The sequence below is a fragment of the Ramlibacter lithotrophicus genome, assembly GCF_012184415.1.
Taxonomy (GTDB): Bacteria; Pseudomonadota; Gammaproteobacteria; order Burkholderiales; family Burkholderiaceae_C; genus Ramlibacter; species Ramlibacter lithotrophicus.
On sequence record NZ_VTOX01000001.1, the window covers coordinates 942,256 to 957,278 of the forward strand.

General features: G+C 71.6%; 20 protein-coding genes. 6 read left to right on the top strand and 14 right to left on the bottom strand.

Features of this window, described 5'->3' with window-relative positions; all coding sequences use genetic code 11:
- Positions 1-4: 4 nt before the first annotated feature.
- The 10 genes from RAMLITH_RS26010 to hutG form a co-directional block, all read right to left on the bottom strand.
- Positions 5-829, bottom strand: a complete 825-nt coding sequence (locus RAMLITH_RS26010) for a general secretion pathway protein GspB (protein ID WP_168106084.1) — start codon at positions 827-829, stop codon at positions 5-7.
- Positions 830-831: 2 nt separating this feature from the next.
- Positions 832-2,466 carry an AAA family ATPase gene (locus RAMLITH_RS04440; protein WP_168106085.1) on the bottom strand — a complete coding sequence of 545 codons (1,635 nt, stop codon included), beginning with the start codon at positions 2,464-2,466 and terminating at the stop codon, positions 832-834.
- 91 nt (positions 2,467-2,557) lie between these two features.
- The gene (locus RAMLITH_RS04445; RefSeq protein WP_337786101.1) at positions 2,558-2,995 is read right to left on the bottom strand and encodes a DUF6691 family protein; all 438 of its coding nucleotides are present in this window, start codon (positions 2,993-2,995) and stop codon (positions 2,558-2,560) included.
- Between the two features lie 10 nt (positions 2,996-3,005).
- Complete coding sequence (locus RAMLITH_RS04450) at positions 3,006-3,437, bottom strand: YeeE/YedE family protein (RefSeq protein ID WP_168106086.1); 432 nt, start codon at positions 3,435-3,437, stop codon at positions 3,006-3,008.
- A gap of 2 nt (positions 3,438-3,439) precedes the next feature.
- Entirely contained in the window at positions 3,440-3,769 is a 330-nt protein-coding gene (locus RAMLITH_RS04455) for an ArsR/SmtB family transcription factor (RefSeq protein ID WP_168106087.1), read from the bottom strand.
- 191 nt (positions 3,770-3,960) lie between these two features.
- Positions 3,961-4,251 carry a metal-sensing transcriptional repressor gene (locus RAMLITH_RS04460; RefSeq protein WP_168106088.1) on the bottom strand — a complete coding sequence of 97 codons (291 nt, stop codon included), beginning with the start codon at positions 4,249-4,251 and terminating at the stop codon, positions 3,961-3,963.
- A 106-nt stretch (positions 4,252-4,357) separates the two neighbouring features.
- Positions 4,358-4,582, bottom strand: coding sequence for a YgaP family membrane protein (locus RAMLITH_RS04465; protein ID WP_168106089.1), 225 nt, complete (start codon positions 4,580-4,582; stop codon positions 4,358-4,360).
- 34 nt (positions 4,583-4,616) lie between these two features.
- Positions 4,617-7,895: an efflux RND transporter permease subunit gene (locus RAMLITH_RS04470; RefSeq protein WP_168106090.1), complete on the bottom strand. Its 3,279-nt coding sequence runs from the start codon at positions 7,893-7,895 to the stop codon at positions 4,617-4,619.
- Positions 7,896-7,902: 7 nt separating this feature from the next.
- On the bottom strand, positions 7,903-8,991 hold the full coding sequence (locus tag RAMLITH_RS04475; protein ID WP_168106091.1) for an efflux RND transporter periplasmic adaptor subunit: 1,089 nt from the start codon (positions 8,989-8,991) through the stop codon (positions 7,903-7,905).
- Positions 8,992-9,101: 110 nt separating this feature from the next.
- Positions 9,102-9,902: an N-formylglutamate deformylase gene (hutG, locus tag RAMLITH_RS04480; RefSeq protein WP_168106092.1), complete on the bottom strand. Its 801-nt coding sequence runs from the start codon at positions 9,900-9,902 to the stop codon at positions 9,102-9,104.
- A 162-nt stretch (positions 9,903-10,064) separates the two neighbouring features.
- Here hutG and RAMLITH_RS04485 point away from each other — a divergent pair, with 162 nt between their 5' ends.
- Genes RAMLITH_RS04485 through RAMLITH_RS04495 form a run of 3 tightly spaced genes read left to right on the top strand, consistent with a single transcriptional unit; the run spans position 10,065 to position 10,926 of the window.
- Positions 10,065-10,253: a hypothetical protein gene (locus RAMLITH_RS04485; RefSeq protein ID WP_168106093.1), complete on the top strand. Its 189-nt coding sequence runs from the start codon at positions 10,065-10,067 to the stop codon at positions 10,251-10,253.
- Entirely contained in the window at positions 10,250-10,450 is a 201-nt protein-coding gene (locus RAMLITH_RS04490; RefSeq protein ID WP_168106094.1) for a hypothetical protein, read from the top strand. Before RAMLITH_RS04485 ends, RAMLITH_RS04490 begins: the two co-directional genes overlap by 4 nt.
- A 17-nt stretch (positions 10,451-10,467) precedes the next feature.
- Positions 10,468-10,926 (top strand): NUDIX hydrolase, encoded by a 459-nt coding sequence (locus tag RAMLITH_RS04495; protein WP_168106095.1) that lies wholly within the window; start codon positions 10,468-10,470, stop codon positions 10,924-10,926.
- Positions 10,927-11,007: 81 nt separating this feature from the next.
- Here RAMLITH_RS04495 and RAMLITH_RS04500 read toward each other — a convergent pair whose 3' ends face one another.
- The gene (locus tag RAMLITH_RS04500; RefSeq protein ID WP_168106096.1) at positions 11,008-11,457 is read right to left on the bottom strand and encodes a hypothetical protein; all 450 of its coding nucleotides are present in this window, start codon (positions 11,455-11,457) and stop codon (positions 11,008-11,010) included.
- Positions 11,458-11,669: 212 nt separating this feature from the next.
- Between RAMLITH_RS04500 and RAMLITH_RS04505 the strand changes: the two genes are divergently transcribed.
- Positions 11,670-12,443 carry an SDR family oxidoreductase gene (locus RAMLITH_RS04505; protein WP_168106097.1) on the top strand — a complete coding sequence of 258 codons (774 nt, stop codon included), beginning with the start codon at positions 11,670-11,672 and terminating at the stop codon, positions 12,441-12,443.
- A 6-nt stretch (positions 12,444-12,449) separates the two neighbouring features.
- Here the strand turns inward: RAMLITH_RS04505 and RAMLITH_RS04510 are convergent, their stop codons facing one another.
- Positions 12,450-12,587, bottom strand: coding sequence for a DUF3096 domain-containing protein (locus RAMLITH_RS04510; protein ID WP_168106098.1), 138 nt, complete (start codon positions 12,585-12,587; stop codon positions 12,450-12,452).
- A 125-nt stretch (positions 12,588-12,712) separates the two neighbouring features.
- Here RAMLITH_RS04510 and RAMLITH_RS04515 point away from each other — a divergent pair, with 125 nt between their 5' ends.
- Positions 12,713-12,982 (top strand): hypothetical protein, encoded by a 270-nt coding sequence (locus RAMLITH_RS04515; RefSeq protein ID WP_168106099.1) that lies wholly within the window; start codon positions 12,713-12,715, stop codon positions 12,980-12,982.
- 3 nt (positions 12,983-12,985) lie between these two features.
- Here the strand turns inward: RAMLITH_RS04515 and acuI are convergent, their stop codons facing one another.
- Entirely contained in the window at positions 12,986-13,966 is a 981-nt protein-coding gene (gene acuI / locus RAMLITH_RS04520) for an acrylyl-CoA reductase (NADPH) (RefSeq protein WP_168106100.1), read from the bottom strand.
- A 188-nt stretch (positions 13,967-14,154) separates the two neighbouring features.
- Here acuI and RAMLITH_RS04525 point away from each other — a divergent pair, with 188 nt between their 5' ends.
- Positions 14,155-14,643, top strand: a complete 489-nt coding sequence (locus tag RAMLITH_RS04525; RefSeq protein WP_168106101.1) for a hypothetical protein — start codon at positions 14,155-14,157, stop codon at positions 14,641-14,643.
- Between the two features lies 1 nt (position 14,644).
- Here the strand turns inward: RAMLITH_RS04525 and RAMLITH_RS04530 are convergent, their stop codons facing one another.
- Entirely contained in the window at positions 14,645-14,935 is a 291-nt protein-coding gene (locus RAMLITH_RS04530) for a hypothetical protein (RefSeq protein WP_168106102.1), read from the bottom strand.
- Positions 14,936-15,023 lie beyond the last annotated feature (88 nt).

Sequence of the window (15,023 nt, forward strand, 5' to 3'; positions counted from 1 at the left end):
GGCCTCAGAAACCCACGTTGTAGCGGCCGCCGCGGAAGCGCAGCACGGCGGCCTTGGGTCGGATTTCCTCGAGCACGATGCCGCCGCCGAGGTCGGCGCCCTCGTTCACCACCTGGCCGTTGACGATCAGCATGCGCTGGGCGCGGTTGGCCGAATACACGCCGCCGCTGATGGCCAGCCTGGGCGCGTCGGCCGGCAATCCGTTGCCGACCGGAGGCTCGCCTGCCGCCACGGGCGCGGCCGGGGCCGCAGCCGGGGCCGGTGCAACAGGGCGTGCGGCGACAGGCGGTGGCGGTGGCGCTGCAGCCGTGGCGGCGGGTGGCGCGGGTGGCGGCGCCGCCGTCGCACTGGCCGGCACGGCCGGCGCCACCGGGGCATTCACTGCCGCCGCAGCGCGCGCAGCATTCCCGGTGGGCGTCGTGGCGGCCCTGGGTGGGGCCGCGGCAACGACGGCGGGCGCGACCGGCGCTGGCGGCGGCAACACGGCGTCGGCCACGGGCTCGGGCGCCGCCGCCGTCGTGCCGCGCGGCGGGGGCGTGGCGCCCAACGGCGCCGGTGCCGCCGCCGGCACGGCGGCCGTGCGCGGCGGCTCGGCGTCACTGGCCACCTCGGGCGAGCGCTGCGGGTCCGAGCGTCCCTGCGATACGAACCAGCCGGCGACGGCCAGCACGGCGATCGCCGCCACCCCGGTGACCCAGAACCACGGCCGCCCGCCGATTCCCGGCTCCGGCACCGTGGGCAGCGGCGCCGGCTGGGCATGAATGCCACGTGCCGGATCGCGCTCGCGCTGCGCGTCGGCCTTCTTCAGTGCATCGAGGATGTAGGACATGGTCAGGATCCGGAGTGCAGTCGCGGCTCGTCGACCCCTGCCGCGCGATTGAGTTGCATGAAGGTCATCGGGCCCGGCTGGCCGTCGGCGGCGAGCCCCTGCGCCGTCTGGAACGTGCGCAACCGCGCCCGCAAAACGGCATCCAGCGTGACCGTGCCGGTGGGCGCCGGCGCCCCCGTGGCCTTTGCCAGGCCCGCGGCCATCCAGGCGACCGTTTCCGGGTGGTCGCTGCGCCCGCTGTAGCCGGGCGGCGAGCGCCACAGCGTCGCGAAGCCGCCTTGCCAGCGCTGCGCCAGCGCCGTCAGGGTCACCGTCTGCTCGGTGCCCCCGGCCTGCAGGGTCGCGCTATCGCGAGTGAGTCCCGTGAGCAGGGCATAGCGGGGCGAGCCCGTGGCAGCGTCGAGCGTCAGGATGCCGGGCCGCCCGAGTTCCCGGATCACGGGCAGGCTCAGGGTGCGGCTGAAGCACTGCACGCCCTCCTTGCGCAACACGTCGCACGGGTCGCCCTGCTGCGGCACCGGCAGCTTCCACACCTGCGCCAGTTCGCGCCACGCCTGGTCCGCCTCGTGCAGCAACGTGGGCTGGGGCGCGGACGCCGCCGGGGCGGGTGCGATCGCCGCCGGCGCCGCCAGGGACGCCGCCGCCGCCGGGGGCTCCGCCGGAGTTGCAGCGTTGGCAGGACCCGGCGCCTGGATCGCCACCGGCTGCAGCGTCGCCGGCTCCAGCCAGCGGCTGGCCGCCGCGTACAGGCCGGCGCCGGCCGCCACGCCGAGTCCAAGGACCACCGCCGCCCGCGGCCATCGCGCCACCGTTCGCGGCGCGTCGCCGAAGACTTCGGCGGCGGCCTTCTCCACCGTGCGACGGTCGGCAGCCGGCTGGCCGCCGGCAAAGGCGCCGAGCAGCGCCCGGTCGCACAGCAGGTTCACGCGCCGCGGCACGCCGCGCGCAAGTTCATGGATGCGCCGCAGCGCGCGGCGGTCGAACGGCAGCGGCCGCTGCAGGCCCGCCACCTCCAGCCGGTGCTGGATGTAATGGGCGGTCTCGGGCGCCGTCATCGCGTCGAGGTGGTAGCGCGCGATCACGCGCTGCGCCAGTTGCTCCAGTTCCGGGCGCGCCAGCATGCTGCGCAGTTCCGGCTGGCCGATCAGGATGATCTGCAGCAGCTTGCGCTCGCTGGTTTCCAGGTTCGTGAGCAGGCGCAGCTGCTCCAGCACCTCCGCCGAGAGGTTCTGCGCCTCGTCGATGATCAGCACGTTGTTGCGTCCGGCCGCGTGCTCGCGCAGCAGGAAGTCGTTGAGCGGATCGAGGTAGTCCTTGACGGTGGGGGCGTGGTCCGCCGGCGGCACGGCGATGTGGAACTCCTCGCAGACCGACTGCAGCAGCTCGATCACCGTGAGCTTCGGATTGAAGATGTAGGCGACGTTGCAGTCGGCGGGGACCTGCTCCAGGAACAGGCGGCACACCGTGGTCTTGCCGGTGCCGATCTCGCCGGACAGCAGGACGAACCCGCCGCCGGCGCCGAGGCCGTAAAGCAGGTGCGCCAGCGCCTCGCGGTGGCGCTCGCTCATGTACAGGTAGCGGGGATCGGGCGCGATCGAGAACGGCTCGTGCGCGAGTCCGAAATAGGCGGCGTACATGGCGCCAAGCATACCCGCCGGGCCGTGGCGCGCCGCCTACCCGCGGTGGCGTTGGCGGCGGGCGCAGGCAGCGCCCGCCCGCTGCCCCGGTCTACTCCAGCACCGGAGCGCCGCGGGAGGCCGGCTGCGCGCCGAACTCGTGCACCGCCATGCCGGCGATCATCGCCAGGGTGAACACGAGCGCCTCGGTGACGCCGGCGCCGGCGGCCACCACCGCGGGCCCGGGGCAGAACCCCGCCAGCCCCCAGCCGACACCGAACACCAGGGCGCCGATCAGCAGCCGCCGGTCGATCGGCGCGTTCCCCGGCAGGTGCATGGCCCCACCCAGGAAGGCGGTGGTGCGCCGGCGTGCCAGGGCAAACGCGAAGAACGCGACCGCGATCGCACCGCCCATCACGAAGGCCAGCGACGGGTCCCACGCGCCGGCGATGTCCAGGAAGCCGAGCACCTTGCCCGGATCGGTCATGCCTGAGAGGATCAGGCCCAGGCCGAACAGGAGGCCCACGAGGAATTCGACGAGACGGTTCACGGCGCCCCCTTCAGGCCAGCAGATGACGCACCGCGTACACGGTGGCGAAGCCGGCGCCCATGAACGCCGCCGTGGCGGCCAGGGAGCGTGGCGACAGCCGCGAGAGGCCGCAGACACCGTGGCCGCTGGTGCAGCCCGAACCGTATCGGGTGCCCCAGCCCACCAGGAGGCCGGCCACCATCAGCACCGTTCCGTCGGCATCGATCCGCACTGGCGGCAGCTCGGCGAAGAGCGCCCAGGCGGCCGGCGCGGCCAGCAAACCCGCGACGAAGGCGAGGCGCCAGCCGGCGTCGCCGCGGCGCGGAGCCAGCAGCCCGCCCAGGATGCCGCTGATGCCCAGCAGGCGGCCGCTCAACAGGATGAACAGCGCCGAAGCGGTGCCGATCAGCACGCCGCCGGCGAGCGACTGCCACGGCGTGAAGTCGTTCCAGGCCATGGTCATCGTCAGGTCCTCGCCACCGCTTCGCCGTGGCAGAACTGGGCGTGCAGCACCTGCATCACGGCCAGCGCCTGGCGGCTCGCGATGCGGTAGTAGACGTGCTTGCCTTCGCGCCGCGTGTCCACCAGCCGCGCCTCGCGCAGCACGCCAAGTTGCTGCGAGAGCGTCGGCTGGACGATGCCGAGCGCCTGTTCCAGCTGGCCGACGTTGCGCTCGCCCTGGGCCAGTTCGCACAGCACGAGCAGCCGGTCGGGATTGGCCATGGTCTTGAGCAGGGCGCAGGCCCCCGCGGCCGCCACGCCCAGTTCGTCGAGTTCCACCGCGCCGTCAATCATGTTCTTGCCTCCCTGACCTTGATGCGCCTCAAATCTCCAGCATATTCACAGATGTTTGAGGCATATATTATCTTTTCGATATTCCATTCCGGCGGGCGGGGCATCCGGGCGGCGGCCAAAGACAGCGCGCCCGCGCAGCAGGTGCGGCGCGGGCGCGGCAGGGACGGGGACAGCGGGTGGCGCGGGATGGCTCAGGTGATGCGACCGATCAGCCGTTCCATCTCGGCCATGATCGGCGCGAGCTTGGCCTGGGTCTTCGCATCCGCGCCCAGCCGCGCTTCGACCTCCTGCTGGACCAGGCACACGGTCAGGTGGACGTAGGTGCTGTCGAGCGCCTTGCGCACGGCCGAGAGCTGCTGGGCCACCTTCACGCAGGTCTCGCCTTCTTCGACCATGCGCTGGATGCCCCGCAACTGCCCCTCGGCCCGCTTCAGCCGGTTGACGATGTCGGAACGTGCTGCGGCGTTGTCCAGCGAGGCCATTGGTTGTTGCTCCAGTCGATCAGGCGGCGCGCAGCCGGGATGGCGGGGCGCGAAGTCCTGCATGATGCCAGCACTCGAGCGGGAAGTCGGGCGGGGCCTGTGCCGTTCAGCGCGCGCAGCTCGCCGCGCCCTCGGGCACGCCCAGCTTCTTCAGGAAGAAGGCGAGCGGGCACAGGTTCGTGAATCCGGACTGGAACAGGTTCGCGCCGACGAACGCCGTGAACGCCAGGGCCCATTTGCTCACGAACAAGGGGCTGCCTTCGACGCCGAGCGCCAGCGAAACGAGGACGAAGAGTCCGGCAAACACACGGATGAAACGGTCGACGGTCATGGAGATCTCCTGGGTTGGTTGATGGGAAAAGAGGTCAGGCGGCGGCCGGCGCCACCGGCGGATGGCGCCGCCGGTAGAGCGCGAAATAGAGCACCGGGATCACGACCAGCGTGAGCAGGGTCGACACCAGGATGCCGAAGATCAGCGACACGGCGAGGCCGTTGAAGATCGGGTCGTCGAGGATGAAGAAGGCACCGATCATCGCGGCGAGCCCGGTGAGCGCGATCGGCTGCGCCCGCACCGCGGCGGCGTCGACCACGGCGTCGGCGAGCGCCCGCCCCTGCGCCACCTGCAGCTCGATGAAGTCGACCAGCAGGATCGAATTGCGCACGATGATGCCGGCCAGCGCGATCATGCCGATCATGCTGGTGGCGGTGAACTGCGCGCCCAGCAGCGCATGTCCCGGCATCACGCCGATCAGCGTCAACGGGATCGGCGCCATGATCACCAGGGGGGTGAGGTAGCTGCGGAACTGGGCCACCACGAGCAGGTAGATCAGCACCAGCCCCACCGCGTAGGCCGCGCCCATGTCGCGGAAGGTCTCGTAGGTGATCTGCCATTCGCCATCCCACTTGATCGCGTAGTGGCGCCACGCGTCCGGCGGTTGCCGGATCCAGTACTCCTGCAGCTCGCCGGTCGCGGGCAGCGCCGCGGTGGCCAGCCGGTCGCGGATGGCGAACAGGCCGTACAGCGGCGAGTCGAGGCGGCCGGCCATGTCGCCGAACACGTAGCTCACCGGCAGCAGGTCCTTGGTGTAGAGCGGCTTGTCGATGACGTCGCGCTCGATGCTGACCAGTTCAGACAGCGGCACCACCTGGCCCGAGGCGGCGCGCACCGGCATCGCCAGCAGCGACTCCAGCCCGATCTGCGATTCGCGCGGCAATTGCAGCCGCACCGGCACGGGATGCTTGCTCTGGCCGTCGTGCAGGTAGGCGGCGTCGGCGCCGGAAAGGGCCCCGTGCACCGTCTGGGCGACGACGGCGACCGGGATCCCGAGCGATTCGGCCCGCTGCCGGCGCACCGTCAACCGGACGCGCCTGGCGTCCTCCTTCAGCGTCGTGTCGATCGCCACGATGTCCGCGGTGGCTGCGAACGCGCCCGCGATGCGGCCGGCGAGCGCCTGGCGACCTGCCTCGTCGGGGCCATACACCTCGGCCACCAGCGGGCTCATCACCGGCGGTCCCGGCGGCACCTCGACGACCTTGATCCGCGCCTTGTGCGTGCTCGCGATCTTCTCGAGCTCCGGCCGCAGCCGCTGCGCGATCGCATGGCTCTGCTCGTTGCGGTGCTTCTTGTCGACCAGGTTGACCTGCAGGTCGCCCTGCTCCGCGTCCGCCCGCAGGTAATACTGGCGCACCAGCCCATTGAACGTGATCGGGCTGGCGGTGCCTGCGTAGCCCTGCAGATCGCGGACCTCGGGTTGCCGTGCGAGGAAGGCGCCCAGGTCGTGCAGCGCGGCCGCCGTGTTTTCCAGCGGGGTTCCGGCCGGCATGTCGACCACGACCTGGAACTCGCTCTTGTTGTCGAAGGGCAGCATCTTGAGCACCACCCACTGCACCACGGCCAGCCCGGCCGACAGCACCAGCGCCGCGACGATGCCGCCCAGCAGCAGCCAGCGCTTGCGCGCGCTGGCCAGCAGCGGCCGCAGGATCGCGCCGAAGAAGCGCTGCAGCCGCGCGGCCAGTCCCTTGGCCTGCTCGCCGGCCGCGCCGTGGACGCGGTGCGGCTTCATCAGCTTGAGCGCCAGCCACGGCGTCACGGTGAACGCGATCGCGAGCGACAGCGCCATGCCCAGGCTCGAATTGATCGGGATCGGGCTCATGTAAGGGCCCATGAGCCCGCTGACGAAGGCCATCGGCAGCAACGCGGCGATCACCGTCAGGGTCGCCAGGATGGTGGGCCCGCCCACTTCGTCGACGGCGCCCGGAATGATCTCGCGCAACGACTTGTGCGGCTCCAGTTGCTGGTGGCGGTGGATGTTCTCCACGACCACGATGGCGTCATCCACCAGGATGCCGATCGAGAAGATCAGGGCGAACAGCGACACGCGGTTGAGCGTGAAACCCCAGGCCCATGAGGCGAACAAGGTGGCCGTCAGCGTCAGGATGACGGCGGCGCCGACGATCACCGCCTCGCGCCGGCCCAGCGCGAAGCCCACCAGCAGGATCACCGAGCCGGTGGCGAACGCCAGTTTCTGGATCAGCTTGTTGGCCTTCTCGGCCGCCGTCTCGCCGTAGTCACGGGTGATCGTGGCCTCGATGTTGGCGGGGATCACCGCGTTGCGCAGCGAGTCGATGCGTTCGCGGGCGCCCTGCGCCACGTCGACGGCGTTTTCGCCCGGCTTCTTGGTCACGGTGAGGGTCACAGCGGGAAACACCTGACCCGCGGCGGCGCTGTCCGCCGCTGCGCCCGCGGCCGTGCCCGGCGAAAACCAGACGTAGCGCTGCGGCAGTTGCGCGCCCGACTCCACCCGCGCCACTTCGCGCAGGTAGACCGGCCGGCCCTGGCTGACGCCGACGACCAGCGAGGCCACGTCCTCGGCGGAACGCAGGAACTCGCCGGTTTCCACCGCCAGCATCTGCGCGGCGTCGCCATCCACCACGCTGCCCGACGGCATGCGCAGGTTCGCGCCGGCCAGCGTGCGCTTGAGCCCCAGCACGTCGACGCCGCGTTCGCGCAGCCGCGCCGGGTCGAGCCAGACATGGACCGCGCGGCCGGGGCCGCCGGTGGTCTGCACCTCGCGCGCACCGGGCACCGTCTTCAGCTCCGCTTCGAGGGTGCGGGCCACCCGCTCCAGGTCGTTGGCGGCCAGCGCGTCGCGGCTCCACAGCGTCACCCCGAGCACCGGCACGTCGTCGATCCCCTTGGGCTTGACGATCGGCGTCAGCGCGCCCAGGTCCGCCGGCAGCCAGTCCTGGTTGGCCGCGAGCACGTCGTGCAGGCGCACCAGAGCCTCGGTACGCGGCACGCCGACCTTGAACTGCACCGTGAGCACGGCCATGCCGGGCCGCGCGACCGAATACGTGTGCTCGATGCCGGCGATCTGGGACAGCACCTGTTCCGCCGGCCGGGCCACCATGTTCTGCACGTCGGCGCTCGCCGCGCCCGGAAACGGGATCAGGACGTTGGCCATGGTCACGTTGATCTGGGGCTCTTCCTCGCGCGGCGTGACCAGGACGGCAAAGAGGCCCAGCAGCAGCGCCACGATGGCCAGCAGCGGCGTGATGGCATTGGCCTGGAACGCGGCAGCGATGCGGCCGGAGACACCCAGGCGCGCGGGCCCGTGGCCGGTGGCGGGAAGGTCGTCGTGCATGGTCACCTCAGCGCGCGGCGCGGGCGCCGGCCAGGCCGGCACGCACCGGATCGACGGCCACCTGGTCGTCCGGCCGCAGCCCCGCGACCACTTCCACGCCCGCGGCGCCATGGTCGGCACCCAGGCGCACCGCCTTCAGCACGAAGCCGCCTTGCGGCGCGGCCACGTAGACGGCCGTGAGTTCGCCGCGGCGCAGCACCGCCCCAGGAGGCACCAGCATGCGGACCGATTGGCTGCCGCTGAAACGAACCCGCACCTGCTGTCCGGGCGCGAGCTGGCCGGCGACCGCGCCGGGCAGTTCCAGCCGCCACTCCAGGGTCTGGGCGACCGAATCGGCCACCGGCAGGATTTCCCGCTGCACCGGCTTGATCCAGGCGCCGCCGCCGTTGCTGCCCGGCACCCGCACCTCGACGTCGGACGCGGCGCGCGCCGCCGCGCCGCGCGACATCGGCACATGCACCACGGCGCGCAGCGGCAGGGGCGCGTACAACGTAACGATCGGCTTGCCCGGCACGGCCAGGTCACCGGCCTGCGCCAGCGTCTCGCGCACCCAGCCGTCGTACGGTGCCGTGACCCGCGTGAAGCCCTGGGCCAGGGCCGACTGCCGCTGCCCCGCCACCGCCTGGTCGCGCGCCGCCTGCGCCGCCTTCAGCGACGCCTCGGCGGTGTCGAGCGCGGCGCGGCTGACGAACCCCTTTGTCTCCAGTTCGCGCGTGCGCCTGGCATGCGCCTGTGCGTTGCGCAGTTCGGCGTCCGCCTGCGCCACCTGCGCCTGGCTGCGCTGCAGGCCGGTCTGGCTTTCCCGGTCGTCGATGGTCGCCAGCAACTGGCCGGCGCGCACGCGGTCGCCGGCGGTGACGGCCAGCTGGACCACCCGGCCGCTGGCCTGCGCGGAGACCGTGCTCTGCTTGACCGGCTCGACGACGCCGTCGAACTCGAAGCCGACCGCCACCGCCTGGGCCGCGGCCTTGACCACGGCCACTTCCGGGCCGGCCGCGTCGGCCGCGGCGGCCAGCGCAAGCGCGGGAGCCAGGAACAGCCCGGCCAGCCACTGGCGCGTGCGGATGGGAAGCGAAGCGGAAATTGGCGTTGGCATGGATCGGGCCTTGATACTGGCAGGAGTATACATCAATACTCCCAGGGGTACCAAGACCCGACCGCTGCGGGGGGTTGCCGCCGGGCACCACAGCCCGACAGTGCGTCAGCTCACCGGCTGTACAAGGTCCCGCAGGCGCCGATCGCCGCGTCCATCATGGCGCGCACCACTGGCTGGACGCGGCGCGCGCGCGTTTCCTCGTAGCCATAGGGGGCCTGCTCGCTCATGTAGGTGCACTGGCACATCTCGAGCTGTACGACGTGGATGTCGCGCGCTGGGTCGCCGTAGTGCCGTGTAATGAAGCCCCCCTTGAACCGTCCGTTGAGCGCGTGCGTGAACCCGCTGTGCGCGGCTGCGGCCGCCTTCACGGCCGCGCCGATGGATGGATGCGCGGCGGCACCGTCCGCCGTGCCGATGTTCAGGTCCGGCAGGACGCCTTCGAACAGCCAGGGGATCACCGAACGGATGCTGTGCGCATCCCACAGCAGGACGTAGCCGTGCTCGGCCCGGATGCGCTCCAGTTCGCCCTGCAGGGCGTCGTGGTACGGCTGCCAGTAGTCACGGCGTCGGCGCTGCCGCTCGTCCGCCGCCGGAGCCTGCCCTTCGCGGTACAGCGGCGAGCCGTCGAAGAACCGGGTGGGACACAGCTCGGTGTTCGAGGCGCCGGGATACATGGGCGCATCGTCCGGGGGGCGGTTCAGGTCGATCACGTAGCGCGAGAAGCGTGGCTGGATCACGGAGGCGCCGAGCGCCGGCAGCCAGTCGTACAGGCGGTGCAGGTGCCAGTCGGCATCCTCCACGTCCAGGGCGCGCGGCACGTAGCGCTCGCGCAGTTCGGCCGGGATCTCCGTGCCGATGTGGGGCATGCTGACCATCAGGGGCGCGCTGCCGCGGTGCAGGGAAAAGCTCATCGATTCCTCGGGAAAGACGTCGTTCGACGCATGGACGGGCCCATGTGTCGGAGCACATCCTACAAAAACCTCAGACGCGGTCCGACCGCTGAGCTTGGCGCCGCGCTCCGAAAATCCTTGCGCCAGCGGGCAGTGTGAGCCGCACGCAACGAGGACACCAGCATGAGCGGTTCGGACAGCAGCAACGACGGCCTCGGCCGCGAGGAGCAGCCCTCGCGCGGCGAGGAGCAAGGCGGCGGCCACAGTGGCGAGGGCGCCGCCAGCGCCATGGCCCACATGATCTCGCAAGGGCAGCGCCAGCGCCGGCACCAACCCGAGGCCGACGACCACCCGGGGGGCCAGGCATCATGAGCCAGGACCCCTCGCGCGGCGGCGACGCCGGCACGGCCCCCGACCAGCAGCAACAGTCAGCACGGCGCACCGGCGCCGGGGCCGGCACGGCGATGGAAGCGATGCTGAAGAAGCGCCAGATGCAGACCCGGGACCCCGATCCCGATCCCGACGCGTCCGAGGCCTCCCACGTGGGCAAGACGCCGCCGAAGAAGTAGCGGACGGGCACCCTGCCATGAAGCGCAGCGCGGGGCTCCTGATGTTCCGCCGTCCCGGCGGCGCGCTCGAAGTGCTGCTGGCCCACCCCGGCGGGCCGTTCTGGCGGCACCGGGACGCGGGCGCGTGGACCATTCCGAAAGGTGAGTTCGCCGACCCGGAACGCGCCGTGGACGCGGCACGGCGCGAATTCACCGAGGAGACCGGATTCGCGGTCACGCCGCCCTTGCTGCCCCTCGGCCACGTCGTGCAGAAAAGCGGCAAGCGCGTCAGCGCATGGGCATTCGAGGGCGAGTGCGACCCGGCCCGGCTGCGCTGCAACGAGTTCGAGCTGGAATGGCCCCCTGGGTCCGGCCGCACGCAACGCCATCCCGAAATCGACCGGGTGGCCTGGTTCGGCACCGCCGAAGCGCGGCGCAGGCTCGTGCCGGCGCAATGCGTCTTCCTCGACCGGCTGGTGCGGACGCTCGAGCGCTGACGGGGCCCGGGTCCGCTGCCGCGGGAGGGCCGCCACGCTGCGGATGCCGTCCGCCCTGCGCCGGCAGCGCCGCCGGCGAGATCAGAGCGTGGCGAGCGCCGCCTCGGCCCGGGCGGGGGCGGTGCGGCTGAACGCGGTCGCCGCCCGCGTGCTCCGGCGGCCGAAGCTCGGGTCGTTGACGGCGGGTTGCATCTCGCGCCGGCGCAGCCGCACGAGGCGGTCCCAGGCGGCGCGGATCGCCGGCAGCGCCTGCTCGCGCGACAGGCGCGAGTCGCCCTTGATGCGCTCCCAGTTTGCCCACAGACAGCGCTGCGCGTCCTCGAATTCGCCGCCGTACTGGGCGCAGCCGGCGTACCCGACGCAGTACGCCGGGGCATAGTCCTCGTACTCGAAATCGTCCTGGTAGTAGCGCTCCTGCCAGAAGCTGCGCTGCCAGAAGGCGTCTTCGCGCTTCGCTTCCTCACGGCTGAGCGCGCCGGGGCGGTCGCAGGTGCTGTCTTGCTCGAGTTCTCGTGGTGCGGCGGCTTGCATGGGGCGGTCCTCTGATGCGATGCCGCATCCTCGTTCAGGAGCCGCGGGAGCCCTGTAGGACGCCGGATTTCGGCACCGTGGGAACCGCCGCCGATCCGCCTGCCGCCAACGTCCCGCGGCCGGGCAGGAGCGCGCCGCACGGCGGGCTGTCGCCTGCGCGGCTGGTCGCCAGGCGGCGCGGCGCCGATACTGGCGCCTTCGCGGAGATGCTCATGGACATACGAGGAAAAGTGGCCGTCGTCACCGGCGGCGCCAGCGGGATCGGCGCCGGGCTCGCGCGCCGCATGGCGGCCGAAGGCGCGCGCGGCGTCGTCGTCGCCGACGTCAACCTGGAGCGCGCGCAGGCCGTGGCGAGCGAAATTGGCGGGCTCGCCGTCGCGTGCGACGTGAGCCGCGAGGCCGACATCCGCCAGCTCGTGGCGGTGACGCGGGAGCGCTTCGGCCAGGTCGACATCTACCTTTCCAACGCCGGCATCCTCGGCCGCATGGGCGGCATCGAGCTGGAAGACGAGCTGTGGGACAAGATGTGGCAGGTGCACGGCATGGCCCACGTCTGGGCAGCGCGCGCCGTCGTGCCCGAGATGGTGGCGCGCGGCGAGGGCTACTTTCTGGTCACGGCTTCGGCGGCCGGCCTGCTGAACATCGTGGAGACCGCGCCGTACGGGGTGACCAAGCACGCCGCGCTGGCGTTTGCCGAATGGCTGCGGATCGCCTATGGCCGTCGCGGGGTGCGCGTCTCGTGCCTCTGCCCGCAGGCGGTGCGCACCGACATGGTCCCGGCCGATGGCGGCTCGGCCGGCATCAACGGCATCCTGTCGCCGGAGCAGGTGGCGGCCGAGGTGGTGGCGGTGATGCGCGACGAGAAGTTCCTGGTGCTGCCGCATCCGGAAGTGGCGAAGTACTTCCTTGCCAAGGCGCAGGACTACGACCGCTGGCTCGGCGGCATGCAGAAGCTGTACGCCCAGCACATGGCGAACGCGGCCTGACGTTCGCTACTTGCCGAACAGCCCGACCGCGCCCGTAACGATCAGGTAGATCGCGACGATGTAGTTGAGCAGGCGCGGCATCAGCAGGATCAGGATGCCGGCCACGAGTGCGGCGACGGGGCCGATCTGCGGAATGAAATTCATGCGGGGACTCCCTCGGGACGTGGAGCGCCTGCGGCGCAGGCGCGAACCCCAGTATGGGCCGGCGCGCGCCGGTTGTGGGCGCGCCACCGCGGGGCCACAATGGAACTCCCAGCAAGGACACGGCAGTGGCGCAGTTCTTCCGCAGCAGCAAGGTATGGGTGGTCGACTACACCTACGATGGCCATCCCCGGCGCTGGCTGAAGGCGCTGCCGCGGCACGCCGACGCCCGGGCCGACATTGCGGCGCACCTGGAAGACCTCTACGGTGGCCGCGCCCGCTTGTTGGCGGTGCGCGAGGCGACGCCCGAAGAGGAAACGCAGTACATCCGCGGCGACCTGCCGCGCAACGTCTTCTGCCCGACCGGCCGCGCCGCACCCGGACGCGGCGAGCGGTAGCCGCTACTCGCGCGTGCGCACGACGATGCGGCCGCGCACGGCGCCCGCCATGAGGCGTCCAGCGGCATCGATGGCGCCGGAGAGCGGGATCTCGGTGGTCATTGCGGCGAGCCGTGCCGGGTCGAGGTCCCGCGCGAGTCGGCTCCAGGCCAGTTCGCGCCACCCCATCGGCGCCATGACGCTGTCGACGCCCAGCAGCGCGACGCCGCGCAGGATGAACGGCATCACGGTGCCGGGCAGGTCGGCGCCCTGGGCCAGGCCGCAGGCGGCGACGGCACCGCCATAGCGGGTCTGCGCCAGCGCATTCACCAGCGTGTGGCTCCCCACCGAGTCGACGACCGCCGTCCAGCGCTCTTTCTGCAGCGGCTTGCCCGGGGCCGCCAGTTCGGCGCGGTCGATCACGGCGGCGGCGCCCAGCGACTTGAGGTAATCGGCCTCGCCCGCCTTGCCCGTGGCCGCCACCACCTTGTGACCGAGCGCGGACAGCAGTGCGACGGCGGTGGAACCGACGCCGCCGGTGGCGCCCGTCACCAGCACCTCGCCGCCATCGGGCCGCAGGCCGTGCCGCTCGAGCGCCAGCACGCACAGCATGGCCGTGTAGCCGGCGGTGCCGATCGCCATGGCCTCCCTGGCGCTGAAGCGCGACGGCCGGCGAATCAGCCAGTCGCCCTTGAGGCGGGCCCGCCCCGCAAGGCATCCCTTGTGGGTCTCTCCCACGCCGAAGCCGTTGAGCACCACCTGGTCGCCGGCCTTCCACTTCGGCGATGAGCTCTCGACGACGGTTCCGGAACCGTCGATGCCGGCCACCATGGGCCAGCTGCGCACGACGGGCGAGCGGTTGGTGATCGCCAGCGCGTCCTTGTAGTTGATCGTCGAGTAGGCGACGTCCACCGTGACGTCGCCTTCGGGCAGGAAGGTGTCGTCCACCTCCCGCACGCCGGCGCCGAACTCGGGGTTCTTCTCCAGCACAAGTGCGTTGAACATGCGTTTCCTTTCCGGCCGTCGCATCGAGGCGGCGCGACGCGCCCCGTCGGCCAGCGCCGCAGAGCGCTGGCCCAGCGATTCTGCACCCGCTACGGGCGCCCGGCCGTCCCCGAAGTCACGCCGGCGCCGCAAGAAGCGCTTGAGTTTGCTCAAGCGTCCATCGTCCCCGCCTCGCTAGGCTGTCGTCCATGACCCGCTTTCCCCGTTCAGCCCTCTCCGGCTTTCTGCTCGCTTCGTGCGTGCTCCTGGTCGGCGCCACCGGCAACGTAACCCAGGTGCAGCCCGGGGCGCTCCTGCCCGACATGGTGCTGAAGGACCAGCACGACCAGCGCCTGACCGTAGGCCGCGACACCAGGATCATCTTCGTCGCCGCGGAAATGGCTACCAGCCGGATGATGACCAAGGCGCTGGAGGCACTGCCGCCCGCGGCGCTGAAGGAGCGGCAGGCCGTCTACATCGCCGACATCAGCAGCATGCCCGAGCCGATCAGCACGATCGTCGCGATGCCGAAGATGCGCAGGCTCCCGTATCCGGTGGCCGTGGCCCGGCATTCGGGCGAGGTGGCGCACCTGCCGCGCAAGCCGGGCGCGGTCACCGTGGTCAGGACCGAAGGCGGCACGGTGCGCGCGGTGGACTTCGCGAACAGTCCGGAGGCGCTCGCCACCTATCTCAAGTAGGTCACGCGGACGGCGGCCGCGCCTCGACGTCGGTCACGTCCGCGCGCCCCGGACGGCGTTGCACGACCGAGTCCGCCCGCGGCGTGCGGCTGGCCTCGCGGCGGCGCATCATCTCGCCCGGCCCGCCGAAGCGATGCATGCGTGCCACGAACGGCGTCACGGGACGGCCGGTGAGTTTCGCCCAGCCGGCGCGCACGGCCCAGACGGCGAGCAGCACCACGAACACCACGACGGCGCTGGCGGCGACGACCAGGCCAGCCAGCACGAGAAAAACGCGAAGTAGAAGATTCATCCGGATCGGGAACGTGGCCCGTGCCACGGCAGGGAAAAGGCCGGAGCGCCTGCTCCGGCCATCGGGTCATTATCGGGCAGCGGCCAAG